The organism is Amycolatopsis sp. CA-211722, from assembly GCF_056828465.1.
The window spans coordinates 3,564,810-3,589,085 of the sequence record NZ_CP184752.1; the positions used below are offsets into that span (position 1 = coordinate 3,564,810).

General features: G+C 68.8%; 25 protein-coding genes, 1 tRNA gene and 1 other RNA gene. 18 read left to right on the plus strand and 9 right to left on the minus strand.

The annotated features are described in order from the left end of the window. Positions 1 to 20: 20 nt before the first annotated feature. The 8 genes from ACOCEP_RS17545 to ACOCEP_RS17580 all read left to right on the plus strand — a co-directional run bounded on the left by ACOCEP_RS17545 (position 21) and on the right by ACOCEP_RS17580 (position 5,911). On the plus strand, positions 21 to 614 hold the full coding sequence (locus tag ACOCEP_RS17545) for a TetR family transcriptional regulator (protein ID WP_482339754.1): 594 nt from the start codon (positions 21 to 23) through the stop codon (positions 612 to 614). Positions 615 to 699: 85 nt separating this feature from the next. Then, a tRNA-Met gene (locus ACOCEP_RS17550) sits at positions 700 to 773 on the plus strand. Between the two features lie 270 nt (positions 774 to 1,043). Then, positions 1,044 to 1,544 carry a PadR family transcriptional regulator gene (locus tag ACOCEP_RS17555; RefSeq protein WP_034322153.1) on the plus strand — a complete coding sequence of 167 codons (501 nt, stop codon included), beginning with the start codon at positions 1,044 to 1,046 and terminating at the stop codon, positions 1,542 to 1,544. Positions 1,545 to 1,610: 66 nt separating this feature from the next. Beyond that, positions 1,611 to 2,714, plus strand: a complete 1,104-nt coding sequence (gene prfB, locus ACOCEP_RS17560; RefSeq protein ID WP_037345950.1) for a peptide chain release factor 2 — start codon at positions 1,611 to 1,613, stop codon at positions 2,712 to 2,714. Positions 2,715 to 2,849: 135 nt separating this feature from the next. Next, complete coding sequence (gene ftsE / locus ACOCEP_RS17565; RefSeq protein WP_005168409.1) at positions 2,850 to 3,539, plus strand: cell division ATP-binding protein FtsE; 690 nt, start codon at positions 2,850 to 2,852, stop codon at positions 3,537 to 3,539. A gap of 51 nt (positions 3,540 to 3,590) precedes the next feature. Then, entirely contained in the window at positions 3,591 to 4,484 is an 894-nt protein-coding gene (gene ftsX, locus ACOCEP_RS17570; protein ID WP_192746443.1) for a permease-like cell division protein FtsX, read from the plus strand. A 51-nt stretch (positions 4,485 to 4,535) separates the two neighbouring features. Continuing rightward, positions 4,536 to 5,018 (plus strand): SsrA-binding protein SmpB, encoded by a 483-nt coding sequence (smpB, locus tag ACOCEP_RS17575; protein ID WP_192746442.1) that lies wholly within the window; start codon positions 4,536 to 4,538, stop codon positions 5,016 to 5,018. Beyond that, complete coding sequence (locus tag ACOCEP_RS17580) at positions 5,015 to 5,911, plus strand: amidohydrolase family protein (RefSeq protein ID WP_482338466.1); 897 nt, start codon at positions 5,015 to 5,017, stop codon at positions 5,909 to 5,911. Before smpB ends, ACOCEP_RS17580 begins: the two co-directional genes overlap by 4 nt. On the opposite strand, the gene ACOCEP_RS17585 is transcribed toward ACOCEP_RS17580, so the two are convergent. The 5 genes from ACOCEP_RS17585 to ACOCEP_RS17605 all read right to left on the minus strand — a co-directional run bounded on the left by ACOCEP_RS17585 (position 5,901) and on the right by ACOCEP_RS17605 (position 10,143). Next, positions 5,901 to 7,226 carry an acyltransferase family protein gene (locus ACOCEP_RS17585; protein ID WP_482338468.1) on the minus strand — a complete coding sequence of 442 codons (1,326 nt, stop codon included), beginning with the start codon at positions 7,224 to 7,226 and terminating at the stop codon, positions 5,901 to 5,903. The genes ACOCEP_RS17580 and ACOCEP_RS17585 overlap by 11 nt on opposite strands. 93 nt (positions 7,227 to 7,319) lie before the next feature. Continuing rightward, a complete protein-coding gene (locus tag ACOCEP_RS17590) occupies positions 7,320 to 7,553 on the minus strand; it encodes a hypothetical protein (RefSeq protein WP_482338469.1) in 234 nt (77 codons plus the stop codon). Positions 7,554 to 7,635: 82 nt separating this feature from the next. After that, positions 7,636 to 8,277 (minus strand): response regulator transcription factor, encoded by a 642-nt coding sequence (locus tag ACOCEP_RS17595; RefSeq protein WP_482338471.1) that lies wholly within the window; start codon positions 8,275 to 8,277, stop codon positions 7,636 to 7,638. A gap of 52 nt (positions 8,278 to 8,329) precedes the next feature. Further along, a complete protein-coding gene (locus ACOCEP_RS17600) occupies positions 8,330 to 9,469 on the minus strand; it encodes a sensor histidine kinase (RefSeq protein WP_482338473.1) in 1,140 nt (379 codons plus the stop codon). Further along, positions 9,466 to 10,143, minus strand: coding sequence for a sensor domain-containing protein (locus ACOCEP_RS17605; RefSeq protein WP_482338474.1), 678 nt, complete (start codon positions 10,141 to 10,143; stop codon positions 9,466 to 9,468). The genes ACOCEP_RS17600 and ACOCEP_RS17605 overlap by 4 nt, the downstream gene beginning before the upstream one ends. A 155-nt stretch (positions 10,144 to 10,298) precedes the next feature. On the opposite strand from ACOCEP_RS17605, the gene ssrA reads away from it, so the two are divergent. The 3 genes from ssrA to ACOCEP_RS17620 all read left to right on the plus strand — a co-directional run bounded on the left by ssrA (position 10,299) and on the right by ACOCEP_RS17620 (position 11,865). Continuing rightward, positions 10,299 to 10,671: a transfer-messenger RNA gene (ssrA, locus tag ACOCEP_RS17610) on the plus strand. 116 nt (positions 10,672 to 10,787) lie between these two features. Next, positions 10,788 to 11,525 (plus strand): alpha/beta fold hydrolase, encoded by a 738-nt coding sequence (locus ACOCEP_RS17615; RefSeq protein WP_482338476.1) that lies wholly within the window; start codon positions 10,788 to 10,790, stop codon positions 11,523 to 11,525. 124 nt (positions 11,526 to 11,649) lie between these two features. After that, positions 11,650 to 11,865, plus strand: a complete 216-nt coding sequence (locus tag ACOCEP_RS17620; RefSeq protein ID WP_037345970.1) for a hypothetical protein — start codon at positions 11,650 to 11,652, stop codon at positions 11,863 to 11,865. On the opposite strand, the gene ACOCEP_RS17625 is transcribed toward ACOCEP_RS17620, so the two are convergent. Next, positions 11,853 to 12,638: an IclR family transcriptional regulator gene (locus tag ACOCEP_RS17625; RefSeq protein ID WP_482338477.1), complete on the minus strand. Its 786-nt coding sequence runs from the start codon at positions 12,636 to 12,638 to the stop codon at positions 11,853 to 11,855. The two genes, ACOCEP_RS17620 and ACOCEP_RS17625, sit on opposite strands and share 13 nt — an antisense overlap. A 354-nt stretch (positions 12,639 to 12,992) precedes the next feature. On the opposite strand from ACOCEP_RS17625, the gene hutH reads away from it, so the two are divergent. From hutH to hutI, 5 genes are read left to right on the plus strand one after another with little or no spacing between them, the layout of a single operon-like run. After that, positions 12,993 to 14,519: a histidine ammonia-lyase gene (gene hutH, locus ACOCEP_RS17630; protein ID WP_482338479.1), complete on the plus strand. Its 1,527-nt coding sequence runs from the start codon at positions 12,993 to 12,995 to the stop codon at positions 14,517 to 14,519. A gap of 4 nt (positions 14,520 to 14,523) precedes the next feature. Further along, positions 14,524 to 16,176, plus strand: coding sequence for a urocanate hydratase (gene hutU, locus ACOCEP_RS17635; protein WP_482338480.1), 1,653 nt, complete (start codon positions 14,524 to 14,526; stop codon positions 16,174 to 16,176). Next, positions 16,173 to 17,369 carry an allantoate amidohydrolase gene (locus ACOCEP_RS17640; RefSeq protein WP_482338482.1) on the plus strand — a complete coding sequence of 399 codons (1,197 nt, stop codon included), beginning with the start codon at positions 16,173 to 16,175 and terminating at the stop codon, positions 17,367 to 17,369. Before hutU ends, ACOCEP_RS17640 begins: the two co-directional genes overlap by 4 nt. Next, entirely contained in the window at positions 17,366 to 18,670 is a 1,305-nt protein-coding gene (locus ACOCEP_RS17645) for a formimidoylglutamate deiminase (RefSeq protein ID WP_482338483.1), read from the plus strand. Before ACOCEP_RS17640 ends, ACOCEP_RS17645 begins: the two co-directional genes overlap by 4 nt. Further along, the gene (gene hutI, locus ACOCEP_RS17650; protein WP_482338484.1) at positions 18,658 to 19,824 is read left to right on the plus strand and encodes an imidazolonepropionase; all 1,167 of its coding nucleotides are present in this window, start codon (positions 18,658 to 18,660) and stop codon (positions 19,822 to 19,824) included. Before ACOCEP_RS17645 ends, hutI begins: the two co-directional genes overlap by 13 nt. Positions 19,825 to 19,851: 27 nt before the next feature. On the opposite strand, the gene ACOCEP_RS17655 is transcribed toward hutI, so the two are convergent. Together ACOCEP_RS17655 and ACOCEP_RS17660 are read right to left on the minus strand one after the other, a co-directional pair. Then, complete coding sequence (locus ACOCEP_RS17655) at positions 19,852 to 20,610, minus strand: hypothetical protein (RefSeq protein WP_482338485.1); 759 nt, start codon at positions 20,608 to 20,610, stop codon at positions 19,852 to 19,854. Next, positions 20,607 to 20,816 (minus strand): hypothetical protein, encoded by a 210-nt coding sequence (locus tag ACOCEP_RS17660; RefSeq protein ID WP_192746427.1) that lies wholly within the window; start codon positions 20,814 to 20,816, stop codon positions 20,607 to 20,609. Before ACOCEP_RS17660 ends, ACOCEP_RS17655 begins: the two co-directional genes overlap by 4 nt. Before the next feature lie 116 nt (positions 20,817 to 20,932). Here ACOCEP_RS17660 and ACOCEP_RS17665 point away from each other — a divergent pair, with 116 nt between their 5' ends. Both ACOCEP_RS17665 and ACOCEP_RS17670 read left to right on the plus strand, forming a co-directional pair. Then, positions 20,933 to 22,537: a sensor histidine kinase gene (locus ACOCEP_RS17665; RefSeq protein WP_482339755.1), complete on the plus strand. Its 1,605-nt coding sequence runs from the start codon at positions 20,933 to 20,935 to the stop codon at positions 22,535 to 22,537. Further along, positions 22,512 to 23,186, plus strand: a complete 675-nt coding sequence (locus ACOCEP_RS17670) for a response regulator transcription factor (RefSeq protein WP_482338487.1) — start codon at positions 22,512 to 22,514, stop codon at positions 23,184 to 23,186. Before ACOCEP_RS17665 ends, ACOCEP_RS17670 begins: the two co-directional genes overlap by 26 nt. Here ACOCEP_RS17670 and ACOCEP_RS17675 read toward each other — a convergent pair. Next, positions 23,131 to 24,252 carry an FAD-dependent monooxygenase gene (locus tag ACOCEP_RS17675; protein ID WP_482338489.1) on the minus strand — a complete coding sequence of 374 codons (1,122 nt, stop codon included), beginning with the start codon at positions 24,250 to 24,252 and terminating at the stop codon, positions 23,131 to 23,133. The genes ACOCEP_RS17670 and ACOCEP_RS17675 overlap by 56 nt on opposite strands. Positions 24,253 to 24,276: the final 24 nt, after the last annotated feature.

Consider the following 24,276-nt stretch of genomic DNA (forward strand, 5'->3'; position numbering starts at 1 on the left):
CATGGGGACGAGGTATGAAAGTGGGTCTGACCAGGCAGGACATCGTCCGCGCCGGGCTTCGGCTGCTCAATGACGTCGGGCTCAACGGGCTGACGCTCCGCCTGATCGCGCAGGAACTCGGCGTCAAGGCGCCCGCGCTGTACTGGCACATGAAGAACAAGCAGGAGCTGCTCGACGAGATGGCGACGCGGATGTACGCGGACGCGATGCCGGGCCGTGTTCCCGAAGGAACGGGGGAGCGGGAGGCTCTCGAGCTGGCGTCACAGGGTTTGCGCCGGATGATGCTTGCTTACCGTGACGGGGCGAAGGTCTTCGCTGGGACTTTCATGACCGATGACAGTCTTCTCGGTGACAATCCGTTTCAAGCGCGCGTCGACGCGGGACTTGAGCCGCACCTGGCCGGGCGGGCGTTGTTCACCGTCTACAGCTATGTCGTCGGTTTCACCATTGAGGAGCAGGCCGTTTACCCGGTTCCGGGCGAACGGGACCCGCGCTACGACGTCACGCCCACGGCCTGGGTGTTCGATGAGGACATCGAGGGCAGGTTCGCCGACGGGCTGACCATGGTGCTCAATGGCGTCTTCGGCTGGCTGGATGACAAAGTCGGGTCATAAAGGCTGGTCAACGGCCCGCTGGGACGTTAGGGGTACCCACCTGAAACCCGGTTTCGCCCCCGTGTAATCTAATGACACACAACGACGCGGGGTGGAGCAGCTCGGTAGCTCGCTGGGCTCATAACCCAGAGGTCGCAGGTTCAAATCCTGTCCCCGCTACTGAAGAAAACGAAGCGCGGATCTGCGGAAATCGCAGATCCGCGCTTCTTCGTTTCCGGGTTTCCGTGGTTCGCGGGCCGATCACTCCCTGTCGCTGGTCGGGGCGGGGGACGGGTACGGCTGTCCGTGGCAGGCGTCGTCGCGTAGCGTGCCGGTCCATTGTGGACAGGCGTAGCGCGTTGGGCCGAATGAGCGCATATCACTAGCCACAATGGACAGATGTGTTGACCACAGTGGACACAGGTTCCGAAAAGTGGGACCGTAGAGGACGTGTCCGAATTGAATGCAACAGCCGCCGCACTGCTCGGTCTGCTCCACGACGGTCCCGCCACGGGCGGGCAACTGGTCGCGGGGGCGGGTGAGCGTTTCGGCGCCTTCTTCAGCGTGACCCGCAGCCAGGTGTACCGGGAGCTCCCCGCCTTGTCGAAGGAAGGCCTCGTCCGCCTCGGCAAGCAGGGCCCGCGGTCGAGCCAGCAGTACCTCATCACCGCGGCGGGCAAGAAGGCGTTCAAGACGTGGCTGACCTCCGAAGCCGGTCCTGACCACCTCCGCAGCCCGCTGATCCTGCGTCTCGTGCACGCCGGTTCGCTGACGGTCAAGCAGCGCTCGGCCCTGCTCGAGTCGGCCCGCGCGAGCTACACCCAGCAGCTCGACGAGGCCAAGGCCGCCACCAAGGCCGCCGACGGCCCGTACGCCAAGGCCGTCGCCGAGTTCGCGCAGGCGCAGGCGAAAGCCGCACTGAAACTGCTGGATTCCATCCCCCAGTCCTGACCCGGACAGGTGCCCACGGCCGGTTCCCCGCAACCGGTCGTGGGTTTTGCCGTAACCTTGGCCGACGTGAGTGATGAGTTCGATGCGGCACTGAAGGACCTGGCCGGCAAGCTGACGCAGATCGAGTCGGTGATGGACCTGGATGCGCTGCGTGCCCAGGTGGCCGAGCTGGAGGAACAGGCATCCAGCCCGAACCTCTGGGACGACCCCGAAGCGGCGCAGAAGGTCACCAGCCAGTTGTCCCACCGGCAGAGTGAGTTGCGACGCATTTCCGAGCTGCGGCAGCGGCTCGACGACCTGGGCGTCCTCTACGAGCTGGCCGAGGCCGAAGGCGACTCCGCCAGTGTGGCCGAGTCCGAGTCCGAGCTGACGGCGCTCACCAAGGACATCGACGGGCTCGAGGTCCGCACCCTGCTGTCGGGTGAATACGACCCGCGCAACGCCGTGGTCACCATCCGGTCCGAAGCGGGCGGCGTGGACGCGGCCGACTGGGCCGAGATGCTGCTCCGGATGTACCTGCGGTGGGCGGAGCGCCACAACTACCCGACGGACGTCTACGACATCTCCTACGCCGAGGAAGCGGGCATCAAGTCCGCCACCTTCAAGGTGAGCGCCCCGTACGTCTACGGCACGCTCTCGGTCGAGCAGGGCACGCACCGGCTGGTGCGCATCTCGCCGTTCGACAACCAGAGCCGCCGCCAGACCTCCTTCGCGCACGTCGAGGTGATGCCCGAGGTCGAGGAGGTCGACCACGTCGACATCCCCGAGAAGGACATCCGCGTCGACGTGTACCGCTCGTCCGGGCCCGGTGGCCAGAGCGTGAACACGACGGACTCGGCGGTGCGGATCACGCACATCCCGACCGGCGTGGTCGTTTCGTGTCAGAACGAAAAGTCGCAGCTGCAGAACAAGGCGGCCGCGATGAAGGTGCTCCAGGCGCGGCTGCTGCAGCGGAAGAAGGAGGAGGAGCGCGCCGAGATGGACGCGCTCAAGGACGGCGGCTCCAGCTGGGGCAACCAGATGCGCTCCTACGTGCTGCACCCGTACCAGATGGTCAAGGACCTGCGGACCGAGTTCGAGGTCGGCAACCCGTCGTCCGTTCTCGACGGTGAGATCGACGGCTTCCTGGAGGCCGGCATCCGCTGGCGCAAGCAGTCCGGAGCCGCGTAACAACCCTGCGTGAGAGAGCAAGGGACCTTTGCTGTCACTCTCCGGGAGAGAGTGACAGCAAAGGTCCCTTGCTCGCTTGGCCGCCGGGACCGGGCTACCCGGGCTTAACGGCGGGCATGGGTAGTATGCCGAACCGTGATCCGGCTCGAAGAGGTTTCCAAGGTCTACAAGACCTCGACCCGTCCCGCCCTTGAGCGGGTGTCGGTCGAGATCGACAAAGGCGAGTTCGTCTTCCTGATCGGTCCCTCGGGATCCGGGAAGTCGACCTTCCTGCGTCTCCTGCTGCGCGAAGAGGTGCCGAGCAAGGGTCGCGTCATGGTCTCCAACTTCGACGTCGCCAAGCTCGCCCGTCGCCGGGTGCCGCGGCTGCGGCAGACCATCGGCTGCGTCTTCCAGGACTTCCGTCTGCTGTCGAACAAGACCGTCGCCGAGAACGTCGCCTTCGCGCTCGAAGTCATCGGCAAGCCGCGCCCCACGATCCGCAAGGTCGTGCCCGAGGTGCTCGAACTCGTCGGCCTCGACGGCAAGGCCGACCGTCTCCCCAACGAACTCTCCGGTGGTGAGCAGCAGCGCGTCGCGATCGCCCGCGCGTTCGTGAACCGCCCGCTCGTGCTGCTCGCCGACGAGCCGACCGGGAACCTGGACCCCGACACCAGCCAGGACATCATGTTGCTGCTGGAGCGGATCAACCGCACCGGCACGACGGTGCTGATGGCCACCCACGACCATTCGATCGTGGACTCGATGCGGCGAAGGGTCGTCGAGCTCCAGCTCGGCAAGGTCATCCGTGACGACGCCCGAGGCGTCTACGGCATCGGCCGCTGACCGGCCCCGCCCTCCTCCGTAACCCACGACTTCCAAGGGACATCAACCCCGATGCGCGCCAGTTTCGTCTTCAGCGAGGTAGTCACCGGCTTGCGCCGGAACGTCACGATGACCATCGCGATGATCCTCACCACCGCGGTCTCCCTCGCCATGCTCGGCTTCGGTCTGCTGGCCGTCGGCACGATCGACAAGATGAAGGCCAACTTCCTCGCCGACGTCGAGGTTTCGGTCTATCTGGTCAACGACATCAGCGCGGGTGACCCGAACTGCTCGCAGTCCGCCTGCCAGTCTCTGCGTCAGGAGCTGCAGGGCAACGAAGGCGTCGAGTCGGTCGTCTTCGAGAACCGTGAACAGTCCTACGAGCGGTTCAAGAAGATGTTCGAGAGCCAGCCGGAACTGCTCGCGCTGACCGGGCCGGAGGCGCTGCCCGCGTCGCTGCACGTCAAGCTGAAGAACCCGGAGCGCAGCCAGGCGATCATCCAGGAGTACACCGGCAAGCCGGGCGTCTCCAAGGTCGACGACCAGCAGAAGGCGCTCGACCGCGTGTTCAACGCGCTCAACGGTGTGCGGAACCTGGCCTTCGGTGCCGCGCTGATCATGGCCATCGCCGCGCTGCTGCTGATCGCCAACACGATCCAGGTATCGGCGTTCACGCGGCGCACCGAGGTCGGCATCATGCGGCTGGTCGGCGCGACCCGGTGGTACACGCAGCTGCCGTTCCTCCTGGAGGCGGTGGTCGCCGGCCTGGTCGGTGCGATCATCGGGATCGTCTTCCTGATCCTCACCAAGGTGCTGTTGCTCGACTTGGTGCTCACCGGGGACGTGTTCCCCGCGGTCGGCATGCTCGAATTGCTGTTCCCGGTGGCGCCGATCCTGCTCGCCGTTTCGATCGTCATCTCGGCGATCACCGGCTACGTGACGCTGCGTCTGTACGTGCGCCACTAGCCGCCCGATAACCACCTGCCCGAACACAGAAACTCACGTAGAGTCGCCGTCATGCCCAAGGAACGTGGACAAAAGGTGATCGTGTCGAACCGCAAGGCTCGCCACGATTACTCCATCCTCGACACCTACGAAGCCGGTCTCGTGCTCGTCGGTACCGAGGTGAAGAGCCTGCGTGAAGGACGGGCATCGCTGGCCGACGCGTTCGCCACGGTGGACGACGGCGAGGTCTGGCTCCGCAACGTGCACATCCCGGAGTACGTGCAGGGCACGTGGACGAACCACACGCCGCGGCGCACCCGGAAACTGCTGCTGCACCGCCAGGAGATCGAGAAGCTCATCGGCAAGACCAAGGAGAGCGGCCTTTCGCTGGTCCCGCTGTCGATGTACTTCAAGGACGGCAAGGTCAAGGTCGAGATCGCGCTGGCGAAGGGCAAGAAGTCCTACGACAAGCGGCAGGACATCGCCAAGCGGGACGCGGAGCGCACCATCAGCCGGGCCATGGGCCGGGCGCTCAAGGGCCGGTACAACGATTGATCCACGGGCCCGCGTCGGACGCCGAGATCCCCGGCTGGATCTCGGCGCTGGGCATCGACGGGCTCGTGGACCTTCACCTGCACTTCCTGCCGAAGCCGGTGATGGACAAGGTGTGGGCCTATTTCGACCAGGCCGAGGAGCACTACGGCATGGCCTGGCCGGTGCACTACCGCACACCGGAGGAAGAACGCGTCGAAACGCTGCGTTCGTTCGGCGTGCGCAGGTTCGCGCCGCTGGTCTACCCGCACAAGCCGGGTATGGCCGAATGGCTGACCTCGTGGGTGCTGGAGTTCGCGGAGCGCGTGCCGGAGGCGGTGCCGACCGGCACGTTCTACCCGGAGCCCGGCGCGCTGTCCGTTGTGGACGGTGCGCTGCGCGCGGGCGCCCGCTGTTTCAAGGCGCACGTCCAGGTCGGCGCCTACGACCCGCGTGACGAGCTGCTGGACGGCGTCTGGGGTGCGCTGGCGGACGCGGGTGTCCCCGTTGTCGTCCACTGTGGACACGGTCCGTTGAGGGGCGCCTACACCGGGCTACGGCTGTTCGAGGAGATCCTGGTCCGGCATCCCAGCCTGACGCTGGTGCTCGCGCACGCGGGTATGCCGGAGATCGATTTCGCGTTCGAGCTGGCCAGGAAGTATCCGCGCGTGTACCTCGACACCACGATGGTCGGGGTGGAGTTCACGCTGCGGGGCAACCCGCTCCCGCCGGACTGGCAGGACCTGCTGGCGGAGTTCCCGGATCGCGTCGTGCTCGGCACCGATTTCCCCAACATCCCGTACTCGTACGCCACGCAGCTGCAGGCGATCGCCGGCTGGGCCGCCGACGATCGCCTGGGTGAGCCGTTCCTGCGGGCGGTGCTGCACGACACCCCCGCGAAACTGCTCAGCGTTTGAGCTGTGCCACCTCGGTGACCGACACGGCGCGGCCGAGCAGCCGCGTCCCCAGCTCCGAGACAGGGATCTGCTTGCCCGCCAGCAGGAATCCACCCGTCGCCAGCGCCACCCACGGCGCCGGGCCCTGCGCGAGACCGTCGCTCAGCGGGGCGAAACCGTGCGCGGCCAGGCCGAGCAGGCCGCCCGCGATCGCCAGCCCGGCCACCACCAGCTGAGGCGTGTGGGCGGTCGAGGCGGGGCCGGAACCCTGCGCTTCGAAGCGGGCGAACATCCGCAGCAGACCGAGGAGCACGAGCCCGCAGGCGCCGAGCCACGCGGGCAGCATCGTCAGCCACAGCACGGAACCCGGTTCGGGGGTTTCGTAACCCAGGCCGTAGACCGCGACACCGGAGACGACGATCAGCGCCGGCATGTGCCACAGGTAGACGCTCATGAACCGCGGGCCGATCCACTTCAGGGCGGCGTCGAGGTTCGGCCGGGCGGCCAAGGCGTTCAGCTGGGGCTTGAAGGCCAGCAGGAGCCCGATCTGGCCGATCGCGAGGAAGGCCAGCAGCACGGTCGGCGGGCTCATGTTCGACACCGGGGCGCCCGGCATGCCGATCATGCTCGCCGGGTACGGGCCGAAGGCGACCATCAGCGCGGTGATGCCGAAACCGGCTGCGGACATCCCCAGCGCGGCGTTACGGCTCAGCGAGCCGAGACGTCCTTGTGTGTAGTGGAAACCGAGCTGGTGCACGGCCATCCAGACGAAGACGGCGTTCGCGAAACCGATCAGGCCGAGGTCGTTGAAGCGGGCGACGTCGACGAGCACGGCGGCGCCGAGCATCGCGAGCGGGACCTTCAGGCCCCAGCGGCGATGTGCCGCGGCCAGCATCGGGGTGAGCAGCACGGTGAGCACGTACACGGCCAGGAACCACAGCAGCTGTGCGGCGATCGCGCCGCCGACCTGCAACGGCTGCTCCGGAACGCCCATGCCGCGCAGGATGTCCGGGACGAACAGCCAGACGGCCACCAGCGGCAGCACCGGGAGCATCAGCCGCTTGAGGCGCGCCGCGAGCCAGGAACGGGAGCTTTCGGCGCGGCTCAGCGAGATCAGGTTCGCCGCGCCGCCGGCGAAGAAGACGAGCGGCATGACCTGGCTGAGCCAGGTGATGATCCACCAGCCGGGCGTCGCGAGAGCGTTGCCGGTGGAGAGCCGGCCGTCGGCGTAGGAGAGCACCGGCATTCCCCAGTGCTGGACGACGACCGCGAGGATCGCGACCGCTCGGACGATGTCCAGGAACCTGTCCCGGCCCTGTTTCCCGCTTGTGTGCATGGAAAAGAGCCTGGTGCTTCGGGGCGGTGAAAACAGCGGTGCGGGCCGCCGTATCGATCTTCTTGTTTTCGTCCTCGGAAGGTGGAGTTTTCCCTACCCCACGCCGTCGGTCTCGGGCTCCGGGAGCGGGGCGGGGCACAGCCGGAACTCCCAGCGGTCGTCCTCGGCGAGACCGAGTTCGTACCGGGTCTCGATCTTCGGCCCGTCGTGCAGATGGACGTGTTTGAGGACGGTGCCCGCGACGGGCTCGGTGTCACCGAGCTCCTGGACGCGTCCGTCGAGAGGGCCGCCGAAGAAGCGGGCGCTGTGGGAGGGCCTGTCGGTCATGGGTCCCCCTCGGTTCGGCTCGGCACTCATCTGACAGTCTGCCCATGTTAGGTGAGTGACGGCTTCGCCACCAAGAGCTACTTCAGCGTCCCAAGTAGGTGAGCACCGCGCGGACCCGGCGGTGTTCCACCGAACTGGCTTCGAGGCCGAGCTTCGCGAAGATGTTGCCGATGTGCTTCTCGACCGCGCCGTGCGAAACGACGAGCGAGTTCGCGATCGCGGTGTTCGACAGGCCCTGCGCCATCAGCCCCAGCACCTCGGACTCGCGGGCGGTGAGCGCGTCGAGCGGGTTCTTGCGCCCCCTGGCCATCAGCTGCGCGATGACGTCCGGGTCGATGGCGGTGCCGCCGCCGGCGACCCGCTTGACCGCGTCGAGGAAGTCCCCGACGTCGGCGACGCGTTCCTTGAGCAGGTAACCGACTCCGCCCGCGCCGCCGGACAGCAACTCGACGGCGTAGCTCTCTTCGACGTACTGGGAAAGCACGAGAACCGGAAGACCGGGAACGGCCTCACGGGCGCCCAGCGCCGCGCGCAGGCCCTCGTCGGTGAAGGTGGGCGGCATGCGGACGTCGACGATCGCGAGGTCCGGCCGGTGCTCCTTGACGGCGCCCAGCAGGTCGTCGCCGTTGTCCACGGCGGCGACCGTCTCGATGTCCTCGTCGGCGAGCAGTCGGATCACCCCCGCGCGCAACAGAACCGCGTCTTCGGCGATGACAACCCGCATGCTGCCCCCAGCGTCGTGAGTGAATGGCAGAACCTATTCACTCACGAGCGGGTCACCATTGGCACGGCAGGTCCGCGCGAATCACCGTCGGACCGCCGGGCGGGCTGACGACGGTGATGACGCCGTCGATCGTGGCGGCGCGGTCTGCCAGCCCGGCGAGGCCGCCACCTGGCCGGACTTCGGCGCCACCGTGCCCGTTGTCGGTGATCTCGACGATGACCATCGACTCGGTGCGCCACACCTTCACGCCCGCTTCGGTCGCGCCCGAGTGCTTCGCGATGTTGGTCAGCGTCTCACCGACGATGAAGTAGGCCGTCGTCTCGACCGCCGCCGGCGGTCGCGGCTCGACATCCACCTCGACGTCGACGTGGATCGGCGATTTAGCGGCCTGCGCGGACAACGCGGCGTCGAGACCGCGGTCGCCGAGCACGGCCGGGTAGATCCCGCGAGCGAGATCACGAAGTTCCGACACCGCGAGCTTGGCGTCGAGATGGGCTTCGTCGATCAGTTCGCGCACCGCGTTCGGGTCCTGATCGAACTTCGACTTCGCGCGGCCGAGGCTCATCGCGACGGCGACCAGGCGCTGCTGGGCGCCATCGTGCAGATCGCGCTCGATGCGGCGGCGTTCGGCCTCGGCGGCGTCGACACCGCGAGCGCGCGACGCCTGCAGGCGCTCGGCCTTCTGCTCCAGCTTCGCGGCGCGGTTCGGGCCGAGCAGCGAGTACGCCAGGTTGCCGTGCAGCCACCCCACCCACGGGGTCACCCAGATCGCCATCGGCAGGAGCACGATCGACGCGATCGCGATCGGCAGCTCCAGACAGGCCAACGGGAACGCCGCCATCAGGTAGGCGAGGTCGCGCCACGTCGTCGCGTCGGTCAAGCGGGTCAGCCAGCGCTTGACCAGCGAAAGTCCTTCGAGGGGGAGCCGCTCGACCGGCTCCAGCGGGGTTTCGAGCATCGTGCGCGCCCAGGCCCGCTCCCGGTCGGCGGACCAGCGGATGAAGCTGGTCGTGGCCATCAGGATCGGGAAGCCGATCCACACCACCGCGGTCGCGATGCCGACCGCCAGCCCGACGACGATGAGGACGAACTGGAGCAGCCGGAAGAAGAAGCTGACGAACATGTAGGCGATCGTTCGCATCGGCCGCGGCCGCGGGATCCCCACCTGCTGTACCTGCTGGTCGATCGTCATCCGTGAACCTCGCCCCAAGAATCGTCCAGACGGCGGCGCTGGGCGTAGGTCGGCCCGAGCAACGCCGCCGCGAGCCGGGCGTGTGTCCCGGCCAGCGCCTTCGTCAACGCTACCGAGAGAGCGATGCAGAGCACTCCGAGCGCCGCCCAAGGCAGCGCCGAGACCGTCGAATCGACGGTGAACCACGCGTTCTCCCAGGTCGGGAAGCGGTACTCGCCGCCGGGCAGGAAGCGGTAGTAGATCGGCAGCCCGGCGAGGCCGAGGCTGGTCGACCAGAAGACCGTGACCAGGACGAACTCGATGATCCCGAGCGGGAAGAGCAGGAAGAAGTAGCCGAGGTCGCGCCAGGTCGAGCCGTCCTTCAGCCGTGCCTTCCAGCGCACGGACTGGCCGGCGACGGGCAGCGGAAGGTACGGCAGGTCGATGTAGCGGTCGAGCAGCGCGTACACCCGGGCGCGCTCCATCCGGGCCGCGCCGCGGACCGTCAGGATCACCAGCGCGAGGACGGGCAACCCGACCCAGACGACCGCCGTGCCGATCCCCGCCGAGATCAAGGACGTCAGGAGCGCGAAGGCCAGGACGCCCATCGGCAGATTCATCAGCAGGTAGACCAGCGAGCCGCCGAACGACGGATCGGACCTGCTCAGCTCCCGCTCGGCCGCCAGCGAACTCATGGTCGTGCTCCTCTCCTGTGTGAGGAGTCCAGCATCGCGCCCGGCGGGGCCTGGAGACATGGTGCGCGCGGGCATCTCCCAGGTAGGGCTAGCCCCACCTGCGGGATTAACCCGGTTGCCGCCCGCGTTATGATGTACAGGTTGTGTCCCATCAAGGGGGTGAACGGTTTCGACTTTGGACGTTGAATCAGGAGAAGCGTGCCGGTGCAGGCGAGAGACCACCGTAAGCGTCATCGCAAACCAATAAGCGCCGAGCCTAAGAGCCAGCGCGAGTTCGCTCTTGCTGCCTAAGCAGTAGAGCAACTCTGTCGGTCCGGGGTCGCCTCCGACCCGGTCACCGGCATCAGCTAGGAGGCTTACCGTCACACCCGGCTACGGGGTGTGGTTGGGAATCAAACAGTGGCTGGGCTCGTCACTTCAGCTTGTTCGCGTGACTGAAGGGGCCAAGTAGAGACAGAGCGGACTGCGCACGGAGAAGCCCTGGTGATGCGCCAGAGGACCCGGGTTCAATTCCCGGCACCTCCACCGTTTCGCCGAAGCGGCCCTACCCCTCAGGGGTGGGGCCGCTTCTCTGTGCGGCAGGTGCCGGCACCATGCACCTTCGGACATGGGCCGATCCCGCTTCCGGTAATAGCCTCGAAGTCATGCGCCTTCATGTGCATCAGTGGGGTTCCGGGCCGCGTGTTGTGCTCGTACACGGCGTGCTGCTCGGCGGCCGCGAGGCGTGGCGGGCTCAGCGCCCGCTGACCGAGCGGTGGACGTTGCTCGCACCGGATCGTCCTGGTCACGGGAAATCACCGGACGGCGTACAGGATTTCGAAGTCGACTCCGAGCTGATCGCTGAGCAGGTGCTCGACGAGCCCGCGCATCTGGTCGGGCTGTCCTACGGCGCGATCGTCGCGATGCTGGCCGCCGCGCGGCGACCGGAGATGGTCCGGACGCTGACAGTGATCGAACCGCCCGCGGCCGGAGTCGTCCAAGGGGACGAGGTCGTCGACGCGTGGGACGGCGAGCTGCGGCGATTTCTCGACGGGCCGCTCGAAGATCCTCGCGAAGTGTTCAAGGCGTTCTTCCCGCTGGCCGGCGTGCCGCTGCCGATCCCGGATCCGGTACCGGAGACGCTGCGGTGTGGCGCTCGCGCGTTGATCGGGATGCGGCCGCCGGGAGACGCGGAATTGCCGCTCGACCTGCTGGTTTCGGCGGGCTTCCCGATGCTCGTGATCACCGGCGGCCACCGGCCGGAGTACGAGATCATCGCCGACGCGATCGTGGACGGGACCGGCGCTCGGCGCGAAACCGTGCGCGGAATGGGGCATTTGGTGCCCGACACGGGCGCGCCGTTCAACGAGCTTTTGGAAGATTTTCTGAATCACAGAGGGTAGTTGATTTCATCTCGATTCACCCGCAATGGCGATCTTGTTCCGGCGAAGTGTCATGCTGTGTGTCCGACCATGGCTCTCTTTCGAAACGACCCCGTGTCGCCGGAGAGCCGGAAGAAGGTGGCAGATGACCTGGGCCAGGCATTCCAGTCGTCCCGACCCCGCTGAAGACCAGAGCCGGATGGCCGGTGTGCGTGCGGAGGAAGAAGTCCGCCTCACCCTGCAGAACGGCAGAGCCGCTCGAACCGTCGCAGGGCACGCCTCGGATGCGATCGATTGCGCGGAACTGCTGGCGATGCTCGGACTCGAGGGAGTCCAGAAGAAGCACGCTCAGCGCACCTGACCCCCGATCCGGCTGGTCAGTTCGGCCGCGGTCAGCCGGACCTCCTCGGCGAGGTCCGGCCAAGTCTCCTCACACCCCTCGGCTCCCGGGCAGAGGTGGCGGAGGGTCACGCTGATCGCGGCCATCGGCCGGCCGCCATGGTCGAAGACCGGGCAGGCCACCGAGGCGAATCCTTCGGTGACGTGACCGTCTTCGACCGCCCAGCCGAGCCTGCCCTCCGCGTTCAGCGTGCGGCGCAGTTCGGCGAGGGTGCGCGGGCCGCGACCGGTGCGCAGGACGAACGCCGACGCGGCCGGGAAGAGCGCTCGCACATGCGGTGAGGGCAGGTGCCGCAGGATCGCCCTGCCCGACGCCGTGAGCTGGCCCGGGAGCCGGACGCCGACCTCGGTCACCAAGGTTTCCGGGCGGGTGGGGCGCTCTTTGACCAGGTAGAGCGACTCGTTGCCGTGGAGCACGCCCAGGTGTGCGGTGTGGCCGACGCGGTCGGCGAGTTTGCGCAGCAGTGGGAGCGCGAGCCGTTCCAGCGGGTCGTGCCGCAGGTAGGCCGAGCCGAGCTCGAACGCGGCGATGCCGAGGCCGTACCGGCGCTCGGCGGACAGGTGTGTCACGAAACCGGCGGCTTCGAGTTCGGCGAGCAGGTGATACGTCGTCGACCGCGGGAGGCCGAGTTCGCGCGCGATCGCGGCCGCCGACACTGGGCCGGGTCTCGCGGCTAGGGCGCGGAGGATGCTTAGGCCGCGTCGGAGGGCTGGTACCTCGCTGCTCTCGCCCATGTCGACCTCCTGTTTCGCTTCGGCGGGGGAGCAAGGGACCTTTGCTACCGCTTGTCTCAACGTTGAGAGAGCGGTAGCAAAGGTCCCTTGCTCCCTTTTCGCAGGTGGGAGCGGTGACTGTGTGGATTTCGGGTCATCCAACGCACCAAATCCACACGGTCGGTAGTCGCCGCTACGCGGGGTAGGGGGTGTGTGGAAATAGGGACACTCAACGTCTCTATTTCCACACACCCCGAACCCGGCGACGAAAGTGGTAGCAAAGGTCCCTTGCTCCCACCGTGCGTGTCTTGGATACCAGACACAACCACCGGTTGGTGCCGCCCACCAGCGGGCATGGCGTTGTCCAATGGGGCTATGCCGGAAACCGTACTTCTGGGCTCCGAACCGCTTCGGCCCGAACAGGTCGTCGCGGTCGCCCGTGACCACTCGCCCGTCGCGGTCAGCGAAGCGGCCGAGAAGAACCTCGCCGCGACGCGGCAGCACATCGACAACCTCGCGCACGCCGAGTCGCCGACGTACGGCGTTTCGACGGGCTTCGGGGCGCTCGCGACCAGGCATATCCCGCTCGAGAGCCGCACCGCGCTCCAGCGATCGCTGATCCGATCGCACGCGGCCGGCGCGGGGCCGGTCGTCGAGACCGAGGTCGTGCGCGCGCTGATGCTGCTGCGTCTCCGCACCCTCGCCAGCGGGTACACCGGCATCCGGCCGCAGACCGCGCAAGCGCTTGCGGCCCTGCTCAACGCCGGGATCACGCCGCTCGTACACGAGTACGGATCTCTCGGCTGCTCCGGTGACCTCGCGCCTCTGGCCGCTGTCGCGCTCGCGCTGATGGGGGAGGGCGAAGTCGAGTACAACGGCGAAGTCGTCCAGGCCGCCGTAGCGCTGAAGCACGCGGGAATCGAGCCGGTCGTTCTCGCGGAGAAGGAGGGTCTCGCTCTCACCAACGGGACCGACGGCATGCTCGGCATGCTCCTGCTGGCCGCCGCAGACCTTCGCAAGCTGCTCGACACCGCCGACATCACCGCGGCGATGAGCGTCGAAGCGCTCCTCGGCACCGATCGCGCCTTCGCGGCCGATCTCCAGGCGCTGCGCCCGCACCCCGGGCAAGCAAGCAGTGCGCTCCGCATGTGGACGGCGCTTCAGGACTCGAAGATCGTCGAGAGCCACCGCGGTCCCGACTGCAACCGCGTCCAGGACGCCTACTCGCTTCGCTGTGCGCCCCAGGTGCACGGCGGCGCCCGCGACAGTCTCACGCACGCCGAACTCGTCGCCGAGCGTGAGCTTCATTCCGCGGTCGACAACCCGGTCGTGTTGTCCGACGGCCGTGTCGAGTCCAACGGCAACTTCCACGGCGCCCCGGTCGCGTACGTGCTCGACTTCCTCGCGATCCCGCTCGCGGACGTCGCGAGCATCGCCGAACGCCGCACGGACCGCATGCTCGACAAGGCCCGCTCGCACGGCCTGCCGCCGTTCCTCGCGTTCGACCCCGGCGTCGATTCCGGCCACATGATCGCCCAGTACACGCAGGCGGCCGTGGTCAGCGAGCTCAAGCGGCTCGCGGTGCCGGCGTCGGTCGACTCGATCCCGAGCAGCGCCATGCAGGAGGACCACGTCTCCATGGGCTGGTCCGCCGCCCGCAAGCTGCGCAAGGCCGTCGAGGGCCTCAACACCGTCCTCGCCATCGAACTGCTCACCGCCGCGCGCGCCCTCGACATGCGCGCGCCCCTGGTCCCGTCGCCGGTCACCGGCCGGGTCCGGGATCTCGTCCGCACCAAGGTCGAGGGCCCCGGCCCCGATCGTCATCTGGCGCCGGAGATCGCCGCCGCCGAAGAACTCGTCGCGTCGGGTGCCGTCCTCGCCGCGGCCCAACTGGAGGTCTGAGCCCATGACCCGCACGGTCCGTGCCGCCCGAGGCACCACGCTCACCGCGAAGAACTGGCAGACCGAAGCCGCGCTGCGGATGTTCCACAACAACCTCGACCCCGAGGTCGCCGAGCGCCCTGAGGACCTGGTGGTCTACGGCGGCACCGGCAAAGCCGCCCGTAACTGGGCCAGTTTCGACGCGATCACCCGCGAACTGACCGCTTTGGAGCAAGACGAGACGCTGCTCGTCCAGTCCGGCAAGCCCGTCGGCGTGTTCCGCACGCACGAATGGGCGCCGCGTGTGCTGATCGCGAACTCCAACCTCGTCGGCGACTGGGCGACGTGGCCGGAGTTCCGTCGCCTGGAAGCCCAGGGCCTGACCATGTACGGCCAGATGACAGCGGGGTCCTGGATCTACATCGGCACCCAGGGAATCCTGCAGGGCACGTACGAGACCTTCGCCGCCGTCGCGAAGAAGCGGTTCGGCGGCAGCCTCAAGGGCACGCTCACCGTCACCGCCGGTCTCGGCGGAATGGGCGGCGCGCAGCCGCTCGCGGTCACGATGAACGACGGCGTCGCGCTCGTCATCGAATGCGACCCGCAGCGCGCCCATCGCCGCGTCGAGACCCGCTACCTCGACGAGGTCGCCGACGACCTCGACGACGCGATCCGCCGGGTGGAGGCCGCGAAGAAGGAGAAGCGCGCGCTGTCCGTCGGTGTGGTGGGCAACGCCGCCGAGGTCCTGCCCGAACTGCTGCGCCGTGGTGTCGAGGTCGACATCGTCACCGACCAGACGTCCGCGCACGACCCGCTTTCCTATCTGCCCAAGGGAATCGGCGTCGACGAGTGGCAGGACTACGCGGACAAGAAGCCCGACGAGTTCACCGAGCGCGCCCGCGAGTCGATGGCGGAGCACGTCGAGGCGATGCTCGGCTTCCTCGACAAGGGCGCCGAGGTCTTCGACTACGGCAACTCCCTGCGTGGCGAGGCGAAACTCGGCGGCTGCGAGCGCGCGTTCGACTTCCCGGGATTCGTACCGGCCTACATCCGCCCGCTGTTCTGCGAGGGCAACGGCCCGTTCCGCTGGGCGGCGCTGTCCGGCGACCCCGAGGACATCGCGGCGACCGACCGCGCGATGCTGGAACTGTTCCCGGAGAACGAATCCCTCGCGCGCTGGATCCGGCTCGCCGGGGAACGTGTGGCCTTCCAAGGGCTTCCGTCGCGGATCTGCTGGCTCGGCTACGGCGAGCGGCACCTCGCGGGCCTGCGGTTCAACGAGATGGTCGCCAGCGGCGAGCTGAAGGCGCCGGTCGTCATCGGCCGTGACCACCTCGACTCGGGCAGCGTCGCGTCGCCGTACCGCGAGACCGAGGGCATGGCCGACGGTTCCGACGCGATCGCCGACTGGCCGCTGCTGAACGCGCTGGTCAACACCTCGTCGGGGGCCAGCTGGGTGTCGATCCACCACGGCGGTGGCGTCGGCATGGGCCGGTCCATCCACGCGGGCCAGGTCAGCGTGGCCGACGGAACCCCGCTGGCGGCGCAGAAACTCGAGCGCGTGCTCACCAACGACCCGGGCATGGGCGTCATCCGGCACGTCGACGCGGGCTACGACCGCGCCGCCGAAGTCGCCGACGAGCGTGGCGTGCGGGTGCCGATGCGGGACGCCGAGTGACCGCGTCCTCGCTGCTGGAGGAGATCTCGGACGTCGGCCGCGACCCGAAGCGTGGCGGCTATTCCCGCCATGCCTTCGACGCGGCCGAAACCGAGCTGCGCGCGTGGTTCGTCGAGCGCGCCGGGCGGCTGGGTCTGGGCGTCGAGACCGACCGCAACGGCAACATCTGGGCCTGGTGGGGCACACCCGGCCCGGACGCGGTCGTCACCGGGAGCCATCTCGACTCGGTGCCCGGCGGGGGCGCGTTCGACGGTCCGCTCGGTGTCGCGAGCGCGCTCGACGCGGTGGAGATCTTGCAGGCCAAGGGATTCCGCCCGGCCAAGCCGTTCGCCGTCGTGGTCTTCGCGGAAGAGGAGGGCGGCCGATTCGGTGTGCCGTGCCTCGGATCGCGTCTGCTGACCGGGACCATCGACGCCGACAAGGCGCGGAGCCTGCGCGACCCGGACGGCGTCACGTTCGCCGAAGCCGCAGCGAAATCCGGCCTCGATCCCGACCTGGTCGGCCGGGACGCCGAGCGGCTCGGGCTGATCGGGCGGTTCCTGGAACTGCACGTAGAGCAGGGGCGGGGGCTGATCGATCTCGGCTCGCCGGTCGCCATCGGCAATACGGTGATCGCGCACGGCCGGTGGCGATTCTCCTTCCAGGGGCAGGGAAACCACGCCGGTGCGACGCTGATCGGCGATCGTCGTGATCCGATGATCCCGGCGGCGGAGACCGTGCTCGCCGTGCGGAAACTGGCGAAGGCGACGGCCGACGCGAGGGCGACCGTCGGCAGGCTCGTGCCGACTCCCGGCGGGACCAACGTCATCGCGTCCACTGTGGACTTGTGGCTCGACGCGCGGGTGCCCGGCACGGATACGCCCGAGCTGGTCGCGGAGATCGCGAAGCTGGCCGAAGAGTCGGCCGCGCAGGAAGGCTGCCGTGTCGAGGTCAGCAGGGAGTCGTACTCCGACGACGTGATCTTCGACGACGCGCTGCGCCGTGACCTGAGCACGTGGCTGGGCGGGCCGCCGGAACTGCCGACCGGCGCCGGGCACGACGCGGCGATCCTCGCCGGGTTCGTCCCGTCCGGGATGCTCTACGTGCGCAATCCGACCGGCATCAGCCATTCGCCGGAGGAGTTCTCCGAGGCGGCGGACGTCGACCATGGTGCTCGCGCACTCGCGGACGTGCTGGAGAAGTTGTCGACATGACGACATATTGGTGTGAACGGGCCTGGCTGTCGGACGGGATCGCCGATGCCGTCCGGATCGAGGTCGACGGTGCCACGATCACTTCGGTGACGGCGAACGCGCCTCGCGTGGGAACTGTCCTGAGTGGACTGACCTTGCCGGGCCTCGCGAACGGGCACTCGCACGCGTTCCACCGGGCGCTGCGCGGGCGGACGCACCATGACCGCGGAACCTTCTGGACGTGGCGCGAGCGGATGTACTCGCTCGCGTCCCGGCTGGATCCGGACTCGTACTACCGCCTGGCCCGCGGGGTTTACGCGGAGATGGTGCTCGCGGGGTACACGAGTGTCGGCGAATTTCACTATCTGCACCACGCTCCGGGCGGAAAGCCTTACGCCGAGCCGAATGCTATGGGCGAGGCACTGCGTCAGGCCGCCAGGGACGCCGGGATCCGGCTGACGTTGCTCGACACGTGTTACCTCGCGGGTGGGATCGGCATCGAACCCGACGAGGTTCAGCGGCGGTTCTCCGACGGGACGGCCACCAGGTGGGCGCAACGAGCCGGCGAATTGCGGGAGGACGGGACGTTCCGGGTGGGCGGGGCGATCCATTCGGTGCGCGCCGTTCCCGAGGACGAATTGTCCGAAGTGGACAATGGGACGCCCGAGGATCGTCCGCTGCACATCCATCTTTCCGAGCAGCGGGCCGAGAACGAGCAGTGCATGGCGGCTTATCACTGGACTCCGACGGGGCTACTCTGGGACAACGGTGTGCTCACTGAGCGGCTCACCGCAGTGCACGCGACGCACCTGACACCAGGGGACATCAAATGGCTCGGCGAGGCGGAGAGCCGTGCCTGTTTCTGCCCGACGACCGAACGGGATCTCGGCGACGGCATCGGCCCCGCGCGGACGCTGCTGGACGCGGGGGTGCGGCTGTCGATCGGCAGCGACAGCAACGCGGTCGTCGACGCGTTCGAGGAGACCAGGGCGCTCGAACTGAACGAGCGGCTCGCCAGCGAGAAACGCGGCCGGTTCACCGCGGAGGAACTGCTCGCGGCGGCCACGGATCACGGCGCGGTCGGCTGGGACGAGGTCGGCGCACTGGCTCCGGGCGCGGGCGCGGACCTGGTCACGGTCGGGCTCGGATCGGTCCGGACCGCGGGGATCGAGCCGTCCGGGGTGGTCTTCGCCGCTTCCGGCGCGGACGTCCGGGACGTCGTCGTCGCCGGGCGTGAGATCGTCCGTGACGGCGTGCATCAGCTGATCGACCGGCCGGAAACGGTCTTGGCCAAGGAGATCGAGGCATTGTGGCAGTCCTGATCACGGGAATCGGCGAGCTCACCACGAACGACGCCGAACTGGGCAAGCTCCGCGACGCGGCCGTCGTCATCGAGGGCGAAGAGATCGCGTGGGTCGGTTCGGCAGCGGACGCGCCCGATGCGGACGAGCGGGTCGACGTCGAGGGGCGAGCGGTGCTGCCCGGCTGGGTGGACAGTCACACGCACTTGGTCTTCGCCGGGGACCGCACCGCCGAGTTCGAGGCGCGGATGGCCGGGAAGGCGTACAGCGCCGGGGGCATCGCGGTCACGGTCGACGCGACGCGGTCTGCTTCCGACGAGCAGTTGGTAGCGAACCTGCGGCGTCACGTGGACGAAGCGGCGAGGCAGGGCACGACCTGTCTGGAGACGAAGACCGGATACGGGCTCAACGTCGAGGACGAGGCTCGGTCGGCGCGGATCGCGGCCGAAGTGGCCGACGAGGTCACGTTCCTCGGCGCGCATCTGGTGCCGCCGGGCGCGGACTCGGAGTCCTATGTGGACCTGGTGTGCGGTGACATGCTCGACGCCGTGGCGCCGCTCGTGCGGTGGGCGGACGTGTTCTGCGAGACCGGCGCGTTCGACGAGGCGCAGTCCGGGCGGGTGCTCAAGGCTGCGCGGGAGCGCGGTCTCGGGCTGCGGGTGCACGGCAACCAGTTGGGGGAGGGGCCGGGAGTGCGGCTCGCCGTCGAGCTGGGGGCGGCCAGTGTCGACCACTGCACGTACCTGAGCGAAGCGGACGTCGAGGCTCTCGCCGCTTCGGACACTGTCGCGACCTTGCTGCCGGCGTGTGACCTGTCGACGCGGCAGGCGTTGGCGCCCGCGCGGCGGCTACTCGACGCGGGGGCGACAGTGGCGCTGGCCAGCAACGCGAACCCGGGCAGCTCGTACACGACCTCGATGGCGTACTGCGTGACGACCGCCGTGCTGCAGATGCGGATGACGATCGACGAGGCGGTGTGGGCAGCGACGGCGGGCGGGGCTCGCGCGTTGCGGCGAGACGATGTGGGCTTCGCGCGGCCTGGGGCGCGCGCCGATCTTCACGTGCTGGAGGCGCCCTCGACGACGCACCTCGCATACCGGCCGGGAGTGCCGCTGACGGCTGGGGTGTGGCGGCGGGGGAAGCGGCTGACCAGCGGTTTCGCCGCAAAGTGGTAGCAAAGGTCCCTTGCTCCCCCGCGGCGGTCAGGAGGCTCGGTCGAGGGTTTCCTGGACGCGCGCACGTAGGGCGGGCGGGAGCTCGTCGAGCAGGTGGGACCACTGCTCGACCCTCTTCTCGCTCAGGTGCGTGAGCAGGTCGAGCACCGGCGCCCAGAGGTCCTCGTCGGCGGCCGCGACGCCCAGGAGACCGCGGAACCGGGTTTCGGAGAGCAGCCCGAGGACGTGATCGATCCGGCTCTTGTCGTCGAGGACGAACGCGATCCGGATCAGCGCCTCGTCACCGATGACGGCCAGCGCCCGGCGCACGGTCGGATCGGGCAGGTGGCCGACGAACCGGCCGACGGTGATCCAGTCCTCGCGGCGCACCAGCTCACCGGCCACGTCGACGACGGTGTCGAGCGGGATCCTGGCGATGATCGCGCTCGCGCGGCGCGGGTCCAGCTCGGCCGCGACGTCGGCCAGGAACGGTGTCCTCAGCCGCTTCGCGACGTCGACGCCACGGGAGACGTCGACCAGCCCGGCGATGCGTGCGCACAGAAGCGGGCCGAAGACCTTCTCGGCGATCTTCGCGAGGATCGGGCTCGGCACGAGCTTGCTCGCCATCGCCATCCGCTCCAGGGCGGCGAGGTTGGCGTCGAACAGCGTGTCCGTGACCTGCTCGCGGAACGCCTGGAGCTCGGCGGCGTCCACGCGCTCCAGGTACGAAAGCCGCTCCGGGGTGGTGCCGAGGACGCGGGCGAGCTTGAGGATCTCCGCCTGCGCGGCGAAGTTTTCGGTGGTCACAGGCCCACCACCTTGCGTACGGCGCCGCGCAGAAGCGCGGGTACGTACTTCAGGCCCTCTTCGCCCGCTTCGGCCAAGGCCTTGGCCTGGCGGTGGCGCGCGTCGCGCAGCGCGTCGGAGAGGTCTTGCTTCTCGTTGTCGGCCAGGGCTTCGATGCCTGCCGGGACAGGACCGCCTAGCTGACCGGTGAGTGTGCGCTCGGCCATGGTCGATCATCATGCCTCATCGACCGTGGGGAAGCAGGGGACCTTTACTTTCGTCCATGGCGGAGCGCTCGTCACGGCTTGTAGCGTCCTGTCGTGTGAAGGATCCTGAGGAACCCGTGCGGCGCGGGCGGCGGCTGGTCATGGACGTCGCGCTGTGGCTCGGGCTCTGCGGCTGGGTGGTGATCGACGCCGGATCCAGCACGAGGCACTGGGAGTTGCTCTTCGGGCTCACCACGACCACGGCCGCGATCGCGGTGGCGCGCCGGTACCCGCTCGTGTCTCTCGCCATCGCGATGTTCGCCGCTTTCGTCGTCATGGGCAGCTTCGGTGGCCGGGTGCCGATCTGGGAAGGGTTCGTGCTCGTCGCGGTGAGCTACCTCGCCGGCTACCGGCGGCCGGTCGCGAAGCCGATGCTGCGGCTGTTCGCCGTCGTTTCCGTGATCGCGGTCCCCGTGGCGCTGGTGTGGAGCAAGGACGGGTTCGCGTCCTGGGGTGCGCTGCTCGGCGTCCTGGTGTTCGCGGGGGTGACGCCCTGGCTGCTGGGCCGCTACATCCGGCAGCGCGAGGACATGGCACGCGACGGCTGGCGGCGCGCCGAGGAGATGGAGAGCCGTCAGCGGCTCGTCGCCGACCGCGCGCGGCTGCGCGAACGGACGAGGATCGCCAGCGACATGCACGACTCGCTGGGCCACGAACTCAGCCTGATCGCGGTGCGCGCGGCGGCACTGGAGGTCGCGGGCGGGCTCGACGAACAGCAGCGGCAGGCGGCGGGTGAGCTGCGGCAGAGCGCCGCGACGGCGACCGAACGGCTGCGCGAGATCATCGGGGTCCTGCGTGAGGACGACGCGCCGACCGAGCCGGTGCACGAGAGCATCGACGAACTGCTCGACCGCACCAGGGCATCGGGCGTGCTGATCGAGTCCTCTGTGGACGCACCCCTCGACGGCGAACCGCGGATGGTCGACCGCGCCGCGTACCGCGTGGTCCAGGAATCGGTCACGAACGTGGTGAAGCACGCGCCGGGTGCCGCGGTCGCGGTCCGGGTCGTGCGGTCCGAAGGGCGGACGGACGTCGTGGTCACCAACGCCGCGCCGCCCGCGGGGCCGCTTCCGGGCAGGACGTCGGGCAAACGGGGGCTGATCGGCCTGCGTGAACGGGTCCGGCTGGTCGGTGGAACTCTGCGGGCGGGCCCCCATGACGGCGGATTCGAGGTCAGCGCGACCTTGCCGCACGACGCCGCGCCGTCGGAGGAGTCACCCGAGAGCCAGGCGGCGATGGACGCCGAGGTGGGGCAGTCGACGTCGGCGAGGGAACTGGAACGCGCCCGCCGGGACGTCCGGCGCAGCCTGATCCAGGCGGTCGTCGTGCCGATCGGGTTGTTCGGCCTGGTGGTCGGGATCAGCGGCGCGGTGTTCCTCGTCCAGTGGTACCGCTCCGAACTCGCCGTCGGCGACTACGACCGCATCCGGATCGGCCAGACGCGGGCGGAGATCGCGTCCCTTCTGCCCGGCGGTCAACGGATCGCGCGGCCGCGCGCGGTGGAGCCGCCGGTTCCCGCGGGGGCGACATGCGAGTACTACGGCACCGAGCGCAGCGTGTTCAACTTGAACTACGAGGCCTACAGGCTGTGCTTCGCCGAGGGGAAACTCGTGGCGAAGGACGTGATCAGCGAAGACGAGAAAAAGGGGGACCCGGATGATCCGGGTGGTGCTGGCCGATGACGAGGCGATGATCCGTGCCGGGGTGTCGGCGATCCTGGCCGCGGACGCCGGGATCGAGGTGGTCGCGGAAGCCGAGGACGGGCGCGCCGCCGTCGAGCAGACCCGCGCGACCAGGCCGGACGTCGTGCTCCTCGACATCCGGATGCCGGTCATGGACGGGCTGAAGGCGGCCGAAGAGATCCGCCGGTTGCTGCCCGAGGTGGGTGTGATCATGCTGACCACCTTCGGCGAGGACGCCTACATCGAACGCGCGCTCGGCCTCGGCGCGAGCGGTTTCCTGCTGAAGTCCGGCGATCCCCGCGAACTGCTCGGCGGTATCCACGCGGTCGCGGGTGGGGCGGCGTTCCTCTCGCCGAAGGTCGCGCAGCGGGTCATCGCCCGTTTCTCCGGCAATCAGGTCTCCCGTGCCGAAGAGGCGAAGGCGTTGATCGGGAAATTGACCCCGCGTGAACAGGAAGTGCTGGCGTTGCTCGGTTCCGGACTGTCCAATGCGGACATCGCCGCGAAGCTGTTCGTGGTCGAGGGCACGGTGAAGGCCTACGTCAGCACCATCCTGAACCGGCTCGGCGCGCGGAACCGGGTGCAGGCCGCGATCACCGCGTACGAGGCGGGGCTGGTCGGCGGGGGACAGGCGGAGTCCAGCCGCTGACGCCGGCGCCGATGCGGGCGGTGAGCGCGCCGGGGAGCAGCCGGAACACGCCGTTGCGGACCGCCACGGCGAGCGGGTTGCGCAGCTGCGGCCCGACTTTTCCCGCCTGGACCGAGGCTTTCACGACGCCTTGGCTGCGGGGGCGGCGCTGCTCGTCGTAGCTCCTCAATGCCGTGTCGACGTCTTCGGTGGTGCTGAGCGCGGCGGCGAGGACGACGGCGTCTTCGATCGCCTGACAGCCGCCCTGGCCGAGGAACGGCGGCATCGCGTGGGCAGCGTCGCCGAGAAGCGCGACCCGCCCTTTGACGTAGGTGGGCAGGGGAGTGCCGAGCAGGTAGAGATCGTGGTGGAGCAGCGTTTCGGGCGCCGTCGCGTCGATGAGTTCGGGAATCGGTTCGTGCCAGCCGCCGAAGCGGTTTCGCAGATACGTCTTCGGGTCCTCGTGCCGGACGCCCGCCTCGGCGACGTAGCTCGCCCACCAGTAGACGCGGCCGTCGCGCAGCGGGATGACACCGATCTCGGCTCCGTCGTCCCAGCTCGTGCTGAGTTCTGCGGGGTGGGGGAGGGCGGTCACCGCGCGGAAGGCGGTGCTGCCGCTGTAGACCGGTTCGGGATGGCGCGGCCAGAGTTCCTTGCGGGCCATGCTGTGGATGCCGTCCGCGGCGACGATGACGTCGGCGTCGAGTTCGCCGAGGCCGGTGACCTCCACGCCGGTGCGGACGCAGCCGTCGGGGAGGGCGTCGCGGAGCGCGCCGATGAGATCCGCGCGGTGGATGGCGGCGAGCGGGCGGCCGTGGTGACGACGGAACGCCTCGGCGTCCCAACGGGTGATGCGGCGGCCCTCGCGGTCGTGGAGGCCGCCGGAGGACTGTTCGCGTTGCCCCGTGAGGCGGACGCCCAGTGTGTCGAGTGAGCGCAGGGCGTTCGGCCACAGGGAGATGCCCGCGCCGACGGCGGTGAGCTCCGGCGCCTGTTCGAGGACGGTGACCTCCCAGCCGATGCCGTGCAGCCCGATGGCGGCGCTCAGCCCGCCGATTCCCCCGCCGATCACGATCGCTTTGCGCATATCGACCTCCTCTACATTTGTAGA

Coding starts and splice junctions, on each gene's coding strand:
- ACOCEP_RS17585 (WP_482338468.1), bottom strand. CDS start 7,226: ATGCACACAAGCGGGAAACAGGGCCGGGACAGGTTCCTGGACATCGTC.
- hutH (WP_482338479.1), top strand. CDS start 12,993: ATGCCGGAAACCGTACTTCTGGGCTCCGAACCGCTTCGGCCCGAACAG.
- ACOCEP_RS17660 (WP_192746427.1), bottom strand. CDS start 20,816: ATGGCCGAGCGCACACTCACCGGTCAGCTAGGCGGTCCTGTCCCGGCA.
- ACOCEP_RS17620 (WP_037345970.1), top strand. CDS start 11,650: ATGACCTGGGCCAGGCATTCCAGTCGTCCCGACCCCGCTGAAGACCAG.
- ftsX (WP_192746443.1), top strand. CDS start 3,591: ATGCGCGCCAGTTTCGTCTTCAGCGAGGTAGTCACCGGCTTGCGCCGG.
- ACOCEP_RS17615 (WP_482338476.1), top strand. CDS start 10,788: ATGCGCCTTCATGTGCATCAGTGGGGTTCCGGGCCGCGTGTTGTGCTC.
- ACOCEP_RS17670 (WP_482338487.1), top strand. CDS start 22,512: ATGATCCGGGTGGTGCTGGCCGATGACGAGGCGATGATCCGTGCCGGG.
- ACOCEP_RS17595 (WP_482338471.1), bottom strand. CDS start 8,277: ATGCGGGTTGTCATCGCCGAAGACGCGGTTCTGTTGCGCGCGGGGGTG.
- hutU (WP_482338480.1), top strand. CDS start 14,524: ATGACCCGCACGGTCCGTGCCGCCCGAGGCACCACGCTCACCGCGAAG.
- ACOCEP_RS17605 (WP_482338474.1), bottom strand. CDS start 10,143: ATGAGTTCGCTGGCGGCCGAGCGGGAGCTGAGCAGGTCCGATCCGTCG.
- ACOCEP_RS17590 (WP_482338469.1), bottom strand. CDS start 7,553: ATGACCGACAGGCCCTCCCACAGCGCCCGCTTCTTCGGCGGCCCTCTC.
- smpB (WP_192746442.1), top strand. CDS start 4,536: ATGCCCAAGGAACGTGGACAAAAGGTGATCGTGTCGAACCGCAAGGCT.
- ACOCEP_RS17600 (WP_482338473.1), bottom strand. CDS start 9,469: ATGACGATCGACCAGCAGGTACAGCAGGTGGGGATCCCGCGGCCGCGG.
- ACOCEP_RS17645 (WP_482338483.1), top strand. CDS start 17,366: ATGACGACATATTGGTGTGAACGGGCCTGGCTGTCGGACGGGATCGCC.
- ACOCEP_RS17675 (WP_482338489.1), bottom strand. CDS start 24,252: ATGCGCAAAGCGATCGTGATCGGCGGGGGAATCGGCGGGCTGAGCGCC.
- ACOCEP_RS17625 (WP_482338477.1), bottom strand. CDS start 12,638: ATGGGCGAGAGCAGCGAGGTACCAGCCCTCCGACGCGGCCTAAGCATC.